The sequence below is a fragment of the Citricoccus zhacaiensis genome, assembly GCF_014645315.1.
Taxonomy (GTDB): domain Bacteria; phylum Actinomycetota; class Actinomycetes; order Actinomycetales; family Micrococcaceae; genus Citricoccus; species Citricoccus zhacaiensis.
In genome coordinates this window covers 1-13,376 of sequence record NZ_BMLQ01000011.1, presented here as the reverse complement: position 1 = coordinate 13,376, position 13,376 = coordinate 1, and the positions used below count along the sequence as shown (strand labels likewise).

At 65.2% G+C, this 13,376-nt stretch carries 15 protein-coding genes and 1 pseudogene; 10 read left to right on the top strand and 6 right to left on the bottom strand.

The genetic code is table 11. The annotated features are described in order from the left end of the window. The first annotated feature begins 57 nt into the window (after positions 1-57). The 5 genes from IEX49_RS15035 to IEX49_RS15015 all read left to right on the top strand — a co-directional run bounded on the left by IEX49_RS15035 (position 58) and on the right by IEX49_RS15015 (position 4,249). Positions 58-918: a sugar phosphate isomerase/epimerase family protein gene (locus IEX49_RS15035; RefSeq protein ID WP_188806920.1), complete on the top strand. Its 861-nt coding sequence runs from the start codon at positions 58-60 to the stop codon at positions 916-918. 13 nt (positions 919-931) lie between these two features. Further along, complete coding sequence (locus IEX49_RS15030; protein WP_188806919.1) at positions 932-1,477, top strand: TRAP transporter small permease; 546 nt, start codon at positions 932-934, stop codon at positions 1,475-1,477. A 3-nt stretch (positions 1,478-1,480) separates the two neighbouring features. Beyond that, positions 1,481-2,755, top strand: coding sequence for a TRAP transporter large permease (locus tag IEX49_RS15025; protein ID WP_188806918.1), 1,275 nt, complete (start codon positions 1,481-1,483; stop codon positions 2,753-2,755). A gap of 71 nt (positions 2,756-2,826) precedes the next feature. After that, on the top strand, positions 2,827-3,864 hold the full coding sequence (gene dctP / locus IEX49_RS15020; protein ID WP_188806917.1) for a TRAP transporter substrate-binding protein DctP: 1,038 nt from the start codon (positions 2,827-2,829) through the stop codon (positions 3,862-3,864). Between the two features lie 94 nt (positions 3,865-3,958). Beyond that, positions 3,959-4,249: a Dabb family protein gene (locus IEX49_RS15015; RefSeq protein WP_188806916.1), complete on the top strand. Its 291-nt coding sequence runs from the start codon at positions 3,959-3,961 to the stop codon at positions 4,247-4,249. A gap of 132 nt (positions 4,250-4,381) precedes the next feature. Here the strand turns inward: IEX49_RS15015 and aroQ are convergent, their stop codons facing one another. Next, complete coding sequence (gene aroQ, locus IEX49_RS15010; protein ID WP_188806915.1) at positions 4,382-4,843, bottom strand: type II 3-dehydroquinate dehydratase; 462 nt, start codon at positions 4,841-4,843, stop codon at positions 4,382-4,384. A 190-nt stretch (positions 4,844-5,033) separates the two neighbouring features. On the opposite strand from aroQ, the gene IEX49_RS15005 reads away from it, so the two are divergent. The 3 genes from IEX49_RS15005 to IEX49_RS14995 all read left to right on the top strand — a co-directional run bounded on the left by IEX49_RS15005 (position 5,034) and on the right by IEX49_RS14995 (position 7,084). After that, positions 5,034-5,849, top strand: coding sequence for an IclR family transcriptional regulator (locus IEX49_RS15005; RefSeq protein ID WP_188806914.1), 816 nt, complete (start codon positions 5,034-5,036; stop codon positions 5,847-5,849). A 51-nt stretch (positions 5,850-5,900) separates the two neighbouring features. Continuing rightward, positions 5,901-6,746, top strand: a complete 846-nt coding sequence (locus IEX49_RS15000; RefSeq protein WP_188806913.1) for an aldo/keto reductase — start codon at positions 5,901-5,903, stop codon at positions 6,744-6,746. A 125-nt stretch (positions 6,747-6,871) separates the two neighbouring features. Continuing rightward, positions 6,872-7,084 carry a hypothetical protein gene (locus tag IEX49_RS14995; RefSeq protein WP_188806912.1) on the top strand — a complete coding sequence of 71 codons (213 nt, stop codon included), beginning with the start codon at positions 6,872-6,874 and terminating at the stop codon, positions 7,082-7,084. A 40-nt stretch (positions 7,085-7,124) separates the two neighbouring features. Here the strand turns inward: IEX49_RS14995 and IEX49_RS14990 are convergent, their stop codons facing one another. Next, positions 7,125-8,171: an NAD(P)-dependent alcohol dehydrogenase gene (locus IEX49_RS14990; protein WP_188806911.1), complete on the bottom strand. Its 1,047-nt coding sequence runs from the start codon at positions 8,169-8,171 to the stop codon at positions 7,125-7,127. 236 nt (positions 8,172-8,407) lie between these two features. Between IEX49_RS14990 and IEX49_RS14985 the strand changes: the two genes are divergently transcribed. After that, complete coding sequence (locus IEX49_RS14985) at positions 8,408-9,355, top strand: aldo/keto reductase (RefSeq protein ID WP_188806910.1); 948 nt, start codon at positions 8,408-8,410, stop codon at positions 9,353-9,355. Here the strand turns inward: IEX49_RS14985 and IEX49_RS14980 are convergent. From IEX49_RS14980 to chcB1, 3 genes are all read right to left on the bottom strand, one after another. Next, a complete protein-coding gene (locus tag IEX49_RS14980) occupies positions 9,352-10,248 on the bottom strand; it encodes an NAD-dependent epimerase/dehydratase family protein (protein WP_188806909.1) in 897 nt (298 codons plus the stop codon). The two genes, IEX49_RS14985 and IEX49_RS14980, sit on opposite strands and share 4 nt — an antisense overlap. Before the next feature lie 29 nt (positions 10,249-10,277). Continuing rightward, entirely contained in the window at positions 10,278-11,363 is a 1,086-nt protein-coding gene (locus IEX49_RS14975; protein WP_229672766.1) for an MBL fold metallo-hydrolase, read from the bottom strand. A gap of 141 nt (positions 11,364-11,504) precedes the next feature. After that, on the bottom strand, positions 11,505-12,326 hold the full coding sequence (chcB1, locus tag IEX49_RS14970; protein ID WP_188806908.1) for a trans-4-hydroxycyclohexanecarboxylate dehydrogenase: 822 nt from the start codon (positions 12,324-12,326) through the stop codon (positions 11,505-11,507). Between the two features lie 92 nt (positions 12,327-12,418). Here chcB1 and IEX49_RS14965 point away from each other — a divergent pair, with 92 nt between their 5' ends. Beyond that, complete coding sequence (locus IEX49_RS14965) at positions 12,419-13,216, top strand: IclR family transcriptional regulator (protein WP_188806907.1); 798 nt, start codon at positions 12,419-12,421, stop codon at positions 13,214-13,216. A 40-nt stretch (positions 13,217-13,256) separates the two neighbouring features. On the opposite strand, the pseudogene IEX49_RS16930 reads toward IEX49_RS14965, so the two are convergent. Then, positions 13,257-13,376, bottom strand: a pseudogene (locus IEX49_RS16930) (IS110 family transposase); the annotation flags it as partial.

Here is a 13,376-nt window from a genome sequence, read left to right as displayed (position 1 = left end):
GTCAAATATGGAATGACGTTCCAGTATTTGATCAACTATTTGTGGAGTGGAGTGTCGATGTCTCCCGAAGAACGCATCCCGTTGGGGGTCGCGCCCTTGAGTGCCCTGGACTTGAGTCCCACCGAATACATCCGGGCCGCGTCAGCAGCGGGGTTCTCCGCCGTCGGATTGCGCGCTTACCCCGTGGGGGATGGAGATCCGGAATTTCCGTTGGATACCTCTACGTCCGAATTTCGTGACATCACGTCCGCATTGAGTGAGAGCGGTCTGGAGGTCTTGGATCTGGAGGTGTTCTCTGTTAGCCCGGAAACCAGCCAGGACGATTGGTTGCCAGTCCTCGATGTCGGAGCGGAACTCGGGGCGACCTATCTCAACGTCGTGGGGATCCACCCTTTACTCGATGCCTTCGAAGAGATCGTCGGTCGGCTCACCGAGGATGCCCGAGATCGAGGCATCCTTCCTGTCCTGGAGCCGGTGGCCTACCGACCACTGAACGACTTCACCGAGGCCGTCAGGATCGCCCGAACGGTCGGATGTGCTGTCGAAATGGATGTCCTGCACTTCATCAGGACCGGCGCCAGTCTGGACTTGGTTGCCGCGAACCGTGATCTGTTTCCTATCCTCCAGCTCTGCGATGCTCCTGCCAGCCTGAGTGATCACGGTGCACGACTGGAAGAGATTGCTGCGGAACGCGGCAGCGACGAACTTCAGGTGATTGAGTCTCGCTCGCTCCGGCTGCTTCCAGGTCAGGGTGACGGACCGATCCGGGAACTGCTCGCGATCCTCGGTGACGCCACCAGGTTGAGCGTCGAAGTACCCAATGTCCTCCTGCGGGATGGACTCCCGGCCGCGGACTACCTTCGCCTGCTGCACGAGACCACGCACGCTTTTTTGTCAGCTGAACTACAGACGCACTGAAAGAGACCGGCTCATGACGGACACACCCCACACTCCACCCCCCGACGCCCCGCCCCAGGCGCGTCCTTTCTTCCGATGGTTGGCACGAATCGAACTGGCCATCGCCGTGTTCTTCCTTTTCACGCTCGCTGTCGGAGTCCTCTGGCAGGTACTCGGCCGCTATGTCCCCGCAGCCAACTGGGTCGGAGCCGGAGAGATCGCTCGCTTCTCTCTCATCGGCATCACCTTCATCACGGTCGGATACCTCATCGGACAACACGGCCAGATCACCGTGGCGGTCATCGACGGCATCGTCAAGGGGCCCCGCGGGAGGACCGTAGTGCGGGCGGTGTCCGCCATTCTCCTGACGCTGATCTGTCTCGCACTCACGTGGGAGGCCTGGAGCATGGTGGAAGACGGATTCCGAAGGGTCAGCCCCGTGCTGGGCATTCCGCTGGGGTACCTCTACTTGCTACCGCTGATCGGCTTCGCTTCGGGAACCGTCATGGCCATTGGCCGACTCGTCCGCGCCAACTACGACGAGCCCGATGCGCTCATCGCCGAAGAAGCTGAGGTCTAAACCATGGAACTTCTTCTCCTTTTCCTGGGCATTCTGGTCCTGATGTTCCTCCGGGTTCCAGTTGCGTTCTCCATCATGGGCCCGTGCCTGGTGTACTTCATGGCCAATGGCCTCTCAGCTGGCATGAGCCTGAAGATCGTCTTCGATTCGGTCAACTCCTTCCCTCTGCTCGCCGTGCCCTTGTTCATCCTCGTGGGTGTAACGGCAAACAAGGTGGGCGTTGCAGATCGGCTGTTCGAGTTCTGCCTGGCGGCCATGGCACGTGTGCCCGGCAACCTCGCGTACGTGAACGTCGGCACCAGTGTGGGATTCGCGTGGATGAGCGGTTCGGCGCTGGCCGACGCCGCTGGCTTGGGCAAGATTCAGGTTCCCGCCATGACCAAGGCCGGGTATCCGTTTCGCTTCGCGACGGGGTTGACGGCCAGTTCTGCCTTGATCAGCCCGGTCATGCCGCCGAGTATCCCCGCCGTGATCTTCGCGGCAGTGGGCACGATCTCCACGGGCGCTCTCTTCGCCGCTTCGGTCGTCCCCGCATTGCTCATGGCTGTTGGGCTGTGCGTCTACATCGCCATCTGGATCAAGCGGCATCCAGGGTTCGAAAGCCAGCCCTTTGACCCGGCCCGATTCTGGAGAGCCGCTGTCAATGTGATCGCTCCCTTGGGTGCCCCGGTGATCATCCTGGGTGGCATTATGGGCGGACTTTTCACGCCGACAGAGGCGGCTGGCATCGCCGGGCTTTACATGGTGGTCCTCGGTTGCGTCTACCGGACGATCACATGGCGCGGCATGTGGCAGGCCGCCAAGGAGACCGTCTTCCTGACGGGCGGGATCATGCTCATCATCGGCGCAGCCGGCATGCTAGGCCGTGTCCTGGCGCAGGAGCAGGTGGCCCAGCAACTGTCCCGGCTGATCTCCGATTTCACGGAGAGCCCACTGGTGTTCCTGATCCTGATCATCGTGCTGATGTTGGTGCTCGGCATGGTCATTGATGCCACGGCGGTCATCCTGGTGGCCGTTCCAGTGCTCCTGCCTCTGGCCATGACCTTCGGCATCGACCCAGTGCACTTCGGCGTCGTGGTGATCATGTCGCTGATGATCGGGTTGCTGACGCCTCCAGTCGGCAGCGTCCTGTACGTCATGAGCTCCGTGACGGGCAGGCCGGTGGACGAGATTTTCCGCGGCATCGTCCCGTTCCTGACCCCCATGATCATCGTCCTGCTGATCGTGACGTTCTTCCCTGACGTCGTGATGTTCCTTCCACGCATGCTCGGATTCTGATCCGGCCGCTCGCGACGTTCCGTTTCATCATCACTCCACCCACCAACCCCGAGATTATGAGGAGATACCCCATGAAGACCACCCAGCGCACCGGCCGGCTTGCGGCAGCTGCAATTTCCGCCGTAGCCATCACCGGCCTGCTCGCCAGTTGCGGCAACGGCGCCGCCGATGAGGGCGGCGACGGAGCCGGCGGCGACATCACGTTGTCGTTCTCCAGCAGCCAATCGGAGGCCACGCCCAATTACTACTGCGGCATGGAACTGTTCAAGGAGCGCATCGAAGCGGAGGATCTCGGCATCACCGTAGACCTCTTTCCCAACAGTCAGCTGGGTCCGGATACCGAGCGAGTGGCGTCCCTGCAGTCAGGAGACTTGGACATGGACCTCCAGGAAGCGGGCATGGCGTCCGTGTACCCGCAGATCGGCATCTTGGGTGCGGCCTATGTCTTCGACGACGTGGACCATGCGTTCAACTGGATCGACAATGATTCGGAGGAATTTCGCACGAGCTTCAATGAGCAGACCGATATGACCATCATCGACGGATGGTTCTATGGCAACCGCACGTTCTCGTCCAACGAACCGATCCGTTCACCCGAAGACCTTCAGGGCCAGCAGATCCGATTCCCGGACACCCCGCAGTACTTGGAGAACGCGCGTGCGCTCGGGGCTACCCCGGTGGCCGTGGCCTACGAAGAGATCTACGTCGCCCTGCAGCAGGGAATCGCGGATGGCCAGGAGAACCCGGTGGTCGGCACGAAGTCGGCCAGCTATGACGAGGTGCAGGAGTATGTCAGCCTCAATAACCATCAGGTGAGCATTCACTGGGTCACGCTGTCCGACGCGACACTCGAAAAGATGAGCAAGGAACAGAAGGACGCGGTGTTCGAAACCGTCAAGGAGATCCGTTCTGAGAACCGCGAATGTGTTGAGCAGGAGACGGACGAGATCCTGCAGGACTGGCGGGACAACGGGCCGCTCACCGTGATCGAGGAGGACGAGGTCGACCGCGAGGCCTTCATCTCTCAGGCTGAAGAGCACTTCAAGAACTACTACACCGGTGATGACCTGGCTCTGTACGAAAGCATTCGCGCCAGCGCAGGGCAGTAAGGCCAGCTCCGCCTGCCGGTCAATCATCTGAGAGGGCGTTGGCCCCCGGGCTCATTGGAGTCCGGGGGCCAACGCCATGACGAAAGGATCACCCATGATCAGACATGTCGCCGTGTTCCGCTTCAAGCCGGAATTCACGCAGGAACAGCGCCAGGCCTGGATCGACATGATCAAGGACCTGCCGCGGAGCATTCCGGAGGTCAAGGCTCTGAGCATCGGCACGGACGTCCTTCGGGGGCCGTCGTCCTATGACGTCGGGCTCGTTGCCGATTTCGAGTCTCTCGAGGACCTCGACGCCTACTCCCGTCATCCGAAGCATGATGAGGTCCTGGCCGTCTCCGGGCCGGTCAAGGAACACCTGGCCATGGCCGACTTTGAGTTCTGAGCTCTCGCAGTGAAGGACATGCCGCAGCCGGGACCGGTGAAACCGGTCCCGGCTGAGATGGTTATGCGACTGGGTTCAACGATTCAATGGGGTTCAGCAGGGTGTGCTGGCGCGGACCTAGGGCGGGTCTGATCAGTCAGCGCGCAACAGCCGGGCCATGTGACTCAGTGCGAGCTGATAGCCGTGGGTTCCTGCACCCGCGATAACACTGGTGGCCGCCTGCGAGATGTAGGAGAAGTGCCGGAAGGCTTCGCGACGGTGGATGTTCGTGACATGAACCTCGATGATGGGCAGCGCAACGGCCAGCAACGCATCCAGTGTGGCAATAGAGGTGGAGGTGAGCCCCGCCGGATTGATGATGATGCCGGCGGCCTTCTCCCGTGCCTCCTGAATCCAATCAATCATCACGCCTTCGTGATTGGTCTGTCGAAACTCGATGACCAGGCCCTCTTCGTCGGCCCGTTCCCGGCAGAGTTGTTGCACATCGGCCAAAGTTGCTGATCCGTAGGTCTGCGGTTCCCGCACTCCCAACAGGTTCAGATTGGGCCCGTTCAGGACGAAGACGGTGTCTTTTTCAGGGCGGGAAGTGGGCATCTCATCAGCCTTTCGTCAGCGGGTGCGTGCTGCGTTGGTCACGCTGCTGCAGTGTCATCACGTTAGCACCAAAAGTGGAATGACGTTCCACTTATGTTAGCTTGGTGTCCGTGGACCTCCGCAGTTAGCCTGCGTGCGGTAACAGCATGCCGGAGTGCACTCGCCTCGGCCCGAGCAAAGGGGATGGGACGTGTCTACTGCGATCAGCCGAGGACTTGGCATTCTGCAGATGTTGACTGGTCTGCCGGAGGGACTGGCGCTAAAGGAAATCGCCACACGACTTGACGTGGTCAAGAGTTCGGCCCACCGTGCCGTGAGTGAATTGGTGGACTTGGGGTACGTGCGCCAGGATCAGGACACTGGCAAGTACATCCTGGGACTGAAACTGATCTCCCTGGCCCAGCGTCACCTGGCCACGATTCCTTTGGTCGACCTTGCTCAGTCCTTCCTGGACCGACTTTCGGCCACGTCCGGCGAGTTATCCCGGTTGAGCATCGTCGATGAATCGACCTTGGTCTGGGTGGCCAAGCGGGAAGGCAGCAAGTCCGGTCTGCGCTTCGATCCGGACGACGGCCAGGAGGTGAAGCTCTCCTGTTCCGCCAGCGGCCTGGCGTGGCTGTCCACCATGTCAGATGAGCGTGCGTTGGAACTGGTTGAGCTACAGGGCTATCCGGCGCCGGATGAGTACACTCCCATCGCGCCGAGGACGCATGCCGAGTATCTCGCGTTGCTGCACGAAGCTCGAGACCTGGGATTCGGATATGTGGCGGATCTCTTCGAGGTGGGCGTCGCCGCCATTGCGGTCCCCGTCATCTTGAGGCCGGGTGAGGAGGCGGTCGGTGTCTTGAATCTCTGTGGTCCGAGCGCTCGACTCGACCGAGATCGCTGCATCGCTATGCTTCCCGATCTACGGCAGGCCGCCAAGGAGCTGGCCACCGTCTTCCGGGATGAACACGTCCGGGAGTCCACGCTGAAACGTCATCGCTTCGGGTCAGTCGACGCCTAAGCCGAGCCAAGCTCAACTCAGCCATCAACGAAGTCATCAAGGGAGACAGGCATGAACAGCATTGCCCCGCACGCGACGCTCACGGGTTCCGGGGTGGATGGCGTCGACATCCCCATCGTGGGGATCGGGACCTGGCCCCTTACGGGGAGTGAATGTACGGCATCGGTCACTCAGGCCCTCGCTCTCGGGTACCGGCACGTCGATACCGCGGAGAACTACGGCAACGAGGACGCTGTGGGCCTCGCCGTTCGCGAGTCGGGTTTGGCTCGCGAGGACGTCTTCGTCACCACCAAATTCAACAAGGACTCGCACGGCGACGCCGCCACGGTGCGCCAGTCGGCGGAGCGTGCCCTGAAACGCATGGGCTTGGACTATCTCGATCTCTTCCTGGTTCATTGGCCAAACCCAGCGCAGGATCTCTATGTTCAGACCTGCGAATCGCTGGTTGGCCTGGTAGAGACCGGTCTAGTGCGAGCATGGGGCGTCTCCAACTTTAAGCCGGTACACCTCCAGCGAGTCTTGGACGCGGGGATGGTTCCACCCGTGAATCAGGTCCAGGTGGATCCCGAGCATGCTCAGCATGATGTGGAGCAGTTCAATGCTGCATCCGGAGTGGCCACGGCTGCTTATAGCCCGCTGGCCCGAGGCAGCGAGGTGCTGAACCGTGCGGAACTGGTCGACCCTGCCGCGCGGGTGGGTCGCACACCGGCGCAAGTTGCCCTCCGCTGGCATCTTCAGCAGGGGCGCATTGTTGTGCCTCGTTCGGCCAACGAGGAGCGCCAGCGGCAGAACCTCGACCTCTTCGACTTCGCGCTGACGGAGGAGGAGATGGCAAGGATCGATGCCTTGGACACCGGCGAGGGGCCGCGGCTGGATTCTGACGAATTCGGGCACTGATGCACGGGACCGAGGGCGATTGAGGTCCACGACGCTGGTGCCGAGTGCTTCAACCACCGTCGGCTCGGCGCGACTCCGGGGCTGACACTCATCGGAACTGACAAAAGTTACATTCTTCTCCAGGCGTGACATTTTCTGGAAGTCGCCAGCACACGGGGCACGTGCGCTTCGGAATGGTCATCGACCCCGTGACCGGCGACGTGGTGGTGGAGATCGCGCTGGCCGCCTCGCGCCCGGTGTGGCAGATCGTGGCCGAGGTGCAGGTCGCCGTGCAGGCCACACGCCAGGACTCCGGCACCGGCCGCGAGGTCCTGGTCCGCGTCCAGTCGCTGTCCTGACCCGCCGCTGCGTGATGCAGGCACGCAGCGGCGGTTCAGGTCAGCCCGCGAACGTGGAGGCGTCGATCACGAAGCGGTAGCGCACGTCCGAGGCCAGCACGCGCTCCCAGGCCTCGTTGATCTGCGCGGCTTCGATGACCTCGACCTCGGCGGCGATGCCGTGCTCGGCGCAGAAGTCCAGCATCTCCTGGGTCTCGGCGATCCCGCCGATCATGGAGCCGGCGTAGGTGCGGCGTCCGCCCAGGAGGGAGTTGACGTTCAGGCTCATCGGCTCGGCCGGGGCGCCCACGTTCACCAGGGCGCCGTTGACGGCCAGCAGGCCCAGGAAAGCGTCCACGTCCACCGGGGCGCTGACCGTGTTGATGATCAGGTCCAGGCTCTTGGACAGGGTCTTGAAGGTCTCCGGGTCACTCGTGGCGTAGTAGTGGTCCGCGCCCAGGCGCTTGCCGTCTTCCTGCTTGCGCAGGGATTGGGAAAGCACGGTGACCTCGGCACCCATGGCGTGGGCGATCTTCACGGCCATGTGCCCGAGCCCGCCGAAGCCGACCACCCCCACGCGCTTGCCTGGCCCGGCACCCCAGTGCTTGAGCGGGGAGTAGGTGGTGATCCCGGCGCACAGCAGCGGGGCGGCCTTCTCGAAGGGGATCGACTCGGGGATGCTCAGCACGAAGTCGGCATCCACGACGATCCCGGTGGCGTAGCCGCCCTGGGTGACGGTGCCGTCCCGGTCCGTGGCGCCGTAGGTGCCCACGGCACCGTTCAAGCAGTATTGCTCGTCTCCATTGGCGCAGTTGGTGCAGTCGCCGCAGGAGTTCACCAGGCAGCCGACGCCGGCCCGGTCGCCCACCTTGAGGGTGGTCACGTCGGAGCCGACCTCTGCCACGATCCCGGCGATCTCGTGGCCGACGGTCAGCGGGTAGGGCTGTGGACCCCAGTCGCCCCGGACGGTGTGGATGTCTGAGTGACAGATGCCGGACCAGTGGATATCGATCCGCACGTCATGCGGGCCGACCAGGCGCCGTTCGATGGTCCCGAGGGTCATCGGGTCGGTGGCGTTGGCGGCGATGTAGGCGGGAACAGCAGTCATCAAGGTCCTTTGCGCGGTCTGTCCGGATGGAAGTGGCCGCCGCAGGGGTTGCCCGCCGGGGCCACCGAACCAGTCAACCACCGGACTGACAGGGCAGGGAGTCTCTGGTGGTACCCCTGTGATGGAGCCCTCAGGACAGGGTGAGCCCTGCCATGCAACGCCATCACGCGGCATCATGGGGACGACGACGTCGGCCGTTGCCTGACCGACCGTGAGCACTACCGGTAAGGAGCCCCATGAAGACCGTGCCCCTCGGCAGCACCGAGACCCCAGTGCCCAACATCATCGCCGGCATGATGCGGATCGCGGACAAGACGCCCGAACAGGTGCGGGCGCTCTACAGTGCGGCCCGGGACGCCGGCGTCGACTTCTTCGACCACGCCGACCTCTACGGCTTCAACCACCCCGGTGGCTATCACCACTGCGAACGTGTGTTCGCCGAGGCGCTCCGCCTCAGCGGCGCCGAGCGGGAGCAGATCACGCTGCAGACCAAGACGGGAATCGTGGACGAGCAGTGGCACTATGACTCCTCCTACGAGCACATCGTGGCCTCCGTCGAGGACTCGCTGCGGGCGCTCGGCACCGAGTACATCGACGTGCTGCTCCTGCACCGCCCGGACGCCCTCGTGGAGCCGGAGGAGGTGGCCCGCGCCTTCGACGAGCTCGAGTCCTCCGGCAAGGTGCGGGCCTTCGGTGTCTCCAACCACACCCCGCGGCAGATCGACCTGCTGAAGACCGCCGTCCGCCAGCCGCTGCTCGTCAACCAGGTCCAGCTCTCCCTCACGCACTCGGCGATCGTGGCTCAGGGTTTGGCCTCGAACATGGCCGGGCAGGAGGACTCCCTGACCCGGGATGGCGGGGGGATCGTGGACTACTGCCGTGTCCAGGGGATCACCCTCCAGGCATGGTCGCCCTTCCAGAAGGGCGCCGAACCCGGCGTGTTCCTCGGGGCCGAGGACTACCCGGAACTCAACACGGAACTGGACCGACTGGCCGCGCTGTACGGCGTCACCCCGCTGGCGATCGCCACCGCCTGGATCACGCGTCACCCCGCAAACATGCAGGTGGTGCTCGGCACCACCAACCCGCAGCGGATCGCCGACGCGGCCGCCGGCTCCGACCTCCCGCTCACCCGGGGTGAGTGGTACGGGCTGCTCCAGGCCGCCGGACACCACGTGCCCTAGGACTGCTGCCCGGATCCTGTCCCGTTCCGGGCGGCGATGAGGTCGCCGTAGCCGGACTGAAAAGTGGGATGCTCCAGGGTGCCGAGGAATTTCAACAGCTGTGTGCCGTCCAGGACGGTGCCGGTCTCCTCTTCCGGCTCGACGGCCGGCGGTGGCGGAACGCCGAGTCGGTGGGCGATGAACGTGATGACCTCGCCCAGCGGCGCCGGCGACTGGTCCACCGCGTGCAGCAGGCGGGGTGGCTCCTCCGCAGTCAGCAGGGCGTGCAGGGTGCGGACCAGGTCGTCCTCATGGATGCGGTTCGTGCGGCGGGCGTACTGGACCGGGGCGCCTTCGAGGGCCTTGCGCAGCAGCATCTCGCGTCCCGGCCCGTAGATCCCGGCCGGGCGGAGGAGGTGCGCGTTGAAGAGCTTCGTAGCCAGCCGCTCACCCTCGAGCAGGGTGGCGGCGCGCGGACCCACCGGGGCCGGGGCGTCCAGTTCGGTGAGGGGTCGGCCGTGGGTGTGGCCGCCCAGGACCCGGGTGGAGGAGACCAGAACCACGCGGGGTGGGACCTGCGGCAAGGCGGCGGCGAGATTCCGCAGCGAGGCGAGGTAGCCGTCGTCGTGCCATGGACGAGCGGACGCAGAGCCGAGCGCCGGGCCGGACACCGGGCCGCCGGGAGGAAGGGTGATGACCATGGCGTCCACGGCCGGCAGCGCGGTGCGCACGGGTGCCTGCAGGTCCACCGGCAGGGCGGTGAAGGCGGCGGGAAGCCCGGCCGTGGTGCGGCGCAGGGCGAACACCTCCCCGCCGTCCGCGGTCAGGCGCTCCCCGAGCCGGGTGCCGAGTACGCCGCAGCCCACCAGGAGGGTCCGGTTCGGCACGCGAGGAGACGGGGAGGGCAAAGGCATTCCGGCAGTCTATCGACGCCGGCTCCCGGTCAGACGCTGAAGAGCTGCCGGTCGGCGGCCAGGGTGTACGGACCGTCGTAGAACTCGGCGATGCCGGCCAGGTCGGCGTCGGAGAAGACCCCGGCCATGTGGCTGACCACCACCTTCTTCACCTCGGCCTCGGAGGCGATCCGTCCGATGCCCTCGGGCGTCGTGTGGCTGGACTCCAGGTGGTGCAGGAACTCCTCGGTGAAGTCCTGATCCCGGTAGTAATCCATGTTGACGACCTCGTGGACCAGGAGGTCGGCGTCCCGGCTGAGGCCGACCATGTTCGGGGTCTCGGTGGTGTCCCCGGAGAAGGCGATGACGCCGTGCTCCGTCTCGAAGCGGAAGCCGAAGGACGGGAAGACCGGAAGGTGCTCCACCAGGGTGGCCTTCACCCGCACGCGGTCGTCCTCGTAGATGGTGAACGGCTCCATGTCCGGGACGGGGTTGCGGTCCGGATCCGCCCGCGGGCGCCGGGGCAGGTCGATGTCCACGCCCTCGAAGAGCTCATCGAGCGGGATCCGCGCCTCGTCCGTGGTGCGGATGTTGATGTCATAGGCGTTGGCACGCATCAGGTTCTTGATGACGTCCTTCATGCCCGTCTGCGGCGGGGATACCACCGGCCGGATGCCCCTCGGCAGGCGGGCGCGTCCCGGGCCCATGATCCCCACGCGGGAGGTGACGCCCTGGACCGGGGTGTCCCAGTTGTACAGCATGTAGGCGCTCAGCTCGGAGATGTGGTCAGAATGCAGGTGCGTGACGAACGCCTGACGCAGCTTGTTGCCGGTCAAGCCCGCCTCGGAGGCCTGGCGTGGCATCCCCAGCCCGAAGTCCACCAGGTAGTGCAGCCCATCGACGACGACGGCGCTCGCGATCCCGTGCCGGGTCCCGCGGATCGCCGGCCCGGCAGCGGTTCCGAGCGTCACCAGGTGCATGCCGGTGTCCGGCACGTTCTCGGCCGTGGCCAGGACGGGACCGGTGGCGGCGGTGGCGGGGCCCGCGCTCAGGATCGGGGCGCTGAGGGCTGCGATGCCGCCGGCGCCCAGGAGGGTGCGGCGGGGAACGCGTGAGGTGCGAGGAGTGGACGGCATGATTCCTCCGGGGTACGTGGCCAGGGCATCGCGTGCCGGATGATCATGTGATGCCGGTCACGCGCCATCATCACTATGGATGAAGGTGCGGGGAGGTGCAAGGCCCGACTCCGGGTGTCCGCCGCTCGCCGGCCGTCAGCTTCAGGAATCCCGCCGCAGGTTGTTCCCGGCCGTCTCCCCGCCGTCGATCGCAATAGAGGCGCCGGAGACGAACCGCGACTCGTCCGAGGCCAGGTAGAGCACCAGCGAGCTGATCTCCTCCACCTGTGCCGCCCGACCGGCCGGGACCTGCCCGAGCCCGCGCTTCAGGCCGGCGGTCAGCGGCGTCTCCACGGAGCCGGGGTGAATGGAGTTCACGCGGATGCCGTCCTCCCCGAAATCCAGCGCCGAGGTCTTCGTCAGTCCCTGCACGCCCCATTTCGCGGCGGAGTAGGCGGCGCGGTTCTTGAAGCCGACCAGCCCGGCGATCGAGGAGACGTTGATGATCGAGGAGGTGTCCTGCTTCTTCAACTCCGGCACTGCGGCCTTCATCCCGAGGAACGTTCCGGTCAGGTCAATGTCGATGGTCCGGGACCAGTCCTCCACGGAGGCATCCTCCACGTTGCCGGGCGTGTAGATCCCCGCGTTGTTCACCAGCACATCCAGCTTCCCGAACTCCTGGACACAGTGCCCGACGGCGGCCGTCCAGGCCTCGAAGTCCGTCACGTTCAGCGGCGTGAAGGCGGCGGCCGTGCGGCCGACGTCGGTGTTGATCTCCTCCGCCAGGGCGGTGCCGGCCTCCTCCTGAAGGTCGCCGATCATGACGTATGCGCCGGCGGCAGCCAGCGCACGGGCGTGGGAGGCACCCATGCCCTGGGCTGCCCCCGAGATCAGGGCGACCTTGCCGGCCGCCCGGCCGGAGCCGGCGTCGTGAATGGAGCCGTGGAGAGTGGACGTGACCGGAGTGCTGGGGGGAGTGCTCATGGGGTCACCCTAGGAAGGTGGGGCCGGAGGATCGCGGGTGTGTTCCGTTGATCGGTATGATCGAGGTCACCTCTTCGATGAAAGGCAGGTTCGTGGCCAACTCGCCTTCCGGGGAATCCGTCATCCACCGCGTGGTGCGGATCCTGGCTGCTTTCAGTGACGACACCCCGGCGTTGCACCTGCGGGAGCTGGCCCGGGCGGTCGGGCTGCCGGTGTCCACGGTGCACCGCCTCGTGGCCGAGCTGGAGGTAGAAGGGCTGCTGGTCCGGGACGATTCCGGCCGGCTGCGCCACGGGCACCGGATGTGGGAGATGGCCTCGCGGGGATCGCGGGCCTCGTCCCTGCGGGAGGCCGCTTTGCCCCCCATGGAGGACCTGCTCAACCACACCGGCAACCACGTCTCGCTCGGCGTTCTGGAGGGCACGGACGTGCTCTACCTGGAGCGGCTTGCCGCGGACGACGCGACCATCAACATCACCCGGATCGCCGGCCGCCTGCCCGTCCACGGCTGTTCGGCCGGGCTCGTGTTCATGGCCTACGCCCCGGAGGAGGAGCAGGAGCGGTTCCTGAGCCGACGTCTGGAGAAGCTCACCCCGGACACCGTGACCGACCCGGACCAGCTGCGGGGGATTCTCGCGGACATCCGCCGCAACGGCTACGTCTCCATGGCAGGGATCATCGTGGAGGAATCCAGCGGGATCTCCGTGCCGATCTTCGTGGAGGACCAGCACGCCGTGGGGACGCTCACCGTGATCGTGCCCCGGGGCGAGGAGCACCTGGCGGTCACCATCCCGCAGCTGCAGTTCGCCGCCCGGGCCATCACCCGCCGCCTCGGCTACGAGCCCACCGCCCGCGGCATGCAGCGCCGCAGTGAGCCCCGCCCCCGCTAACCCCACGCTGTGAGTCGAGTTCGGGACTCTTCTATGTCTGTCAAGCCGTGGTCGGGACTGTGGCTGAGGTGTTGAGGGTCCGGTAGACGCGGCGGGCTAGGTAGCGTTTGATGCAGCGGCGGATTTCCTTGTCGGTGCGTTGCTCGTTCCGTCGTTTCTC

Excerpts from the sequence above, each read along its gene's own strand:
- IEX49_RS15035 (WP_188806920.1), top strand. The coding sequence starts at position 58 with ATGTCTCCCGAAGAACGCATCCCGTTGGGGGTCGCGCCCTTGAGTGCC.
- IEX49_RS15030 (WP_188806919.1), top strand. The coding sequence starts at position 932 with ATGACGGACACACCCCACACTCCACCCCCCGACGCCCCGCCCCAGGCG.
- IEX49_RS15025 (WP_188806918.1), top strand. The coding sequence starts at position 1,481 with ATGGAACTTCTTCTCCTTTTCCTGGGCATTCTGGTCCTGATGTTCCTC.
- dctP (WP_188806917.1), top strand. The coding sequence starts at position 2,827 with ATGAAGACCACCCAGCGCACCGGCCGGCTTGCGGCAGCTGCAATTTCC.
- IEX49_RS15015 (WP_188806916.1), top strand. The coding sequence starts at position 3,959 with ATGATCAGACATGTCGCCGTGTTCCGCTTCAAGCCGGAATTCACGCAG.
- aroQ (WP_188806915.1), bottom strand. The coding sequence starts at position 4,843 with ATGCCCACTTCCCGCCCTGAAAAAGACACCGTCTTCGTCCTGAACGGG.
- IEX49_RS15000 (WP_188806913.1), top strand. The coding sequence starts at position 5,901 with ATGAACAGCATTGCCCCGCACGCGACGCTCACGGGTTCCGGGGTGGAT.
- IEX49_RS14990 (WP_188806911.1), bottom strand. The coding sequence starts at position 8,171 with ATGACTGCTGTTCCCGCCTACATCGCCGCCAACGCCACCGACCCGATG.
- IEX49_RS14985 (WP_188806910.1), top strand. The coding sequence starts at position 8,408 with ATGAAGACCGTGCCCCTCGGCAGCACCGAGACCCCAGTGCCCAACATC.
- IEX49_RS14980 (WP_188806909.1), bottom strand. The coding sequence starts at position 10,248 with ATGCCTTTGCCCTCCCCGTCTCCTCGCGTGCCGAACCGGACCCTCCTG.
- IEX49_RS14975 (WP_229672766.1), bottom strand. The coding sequence starts at position 11,363 with ATGCCGTCCACTCCTCGCACCTCACGCGTTCCCCGCCGCACCCTCCTG.
- chcB1 (WP_188806908.1), bottom strand. The coding sequence starts at position 12,326 with ATGAGCACTCCCCCCAGCACTCCGGTCACGTCCACTCTCCACGGCTCC.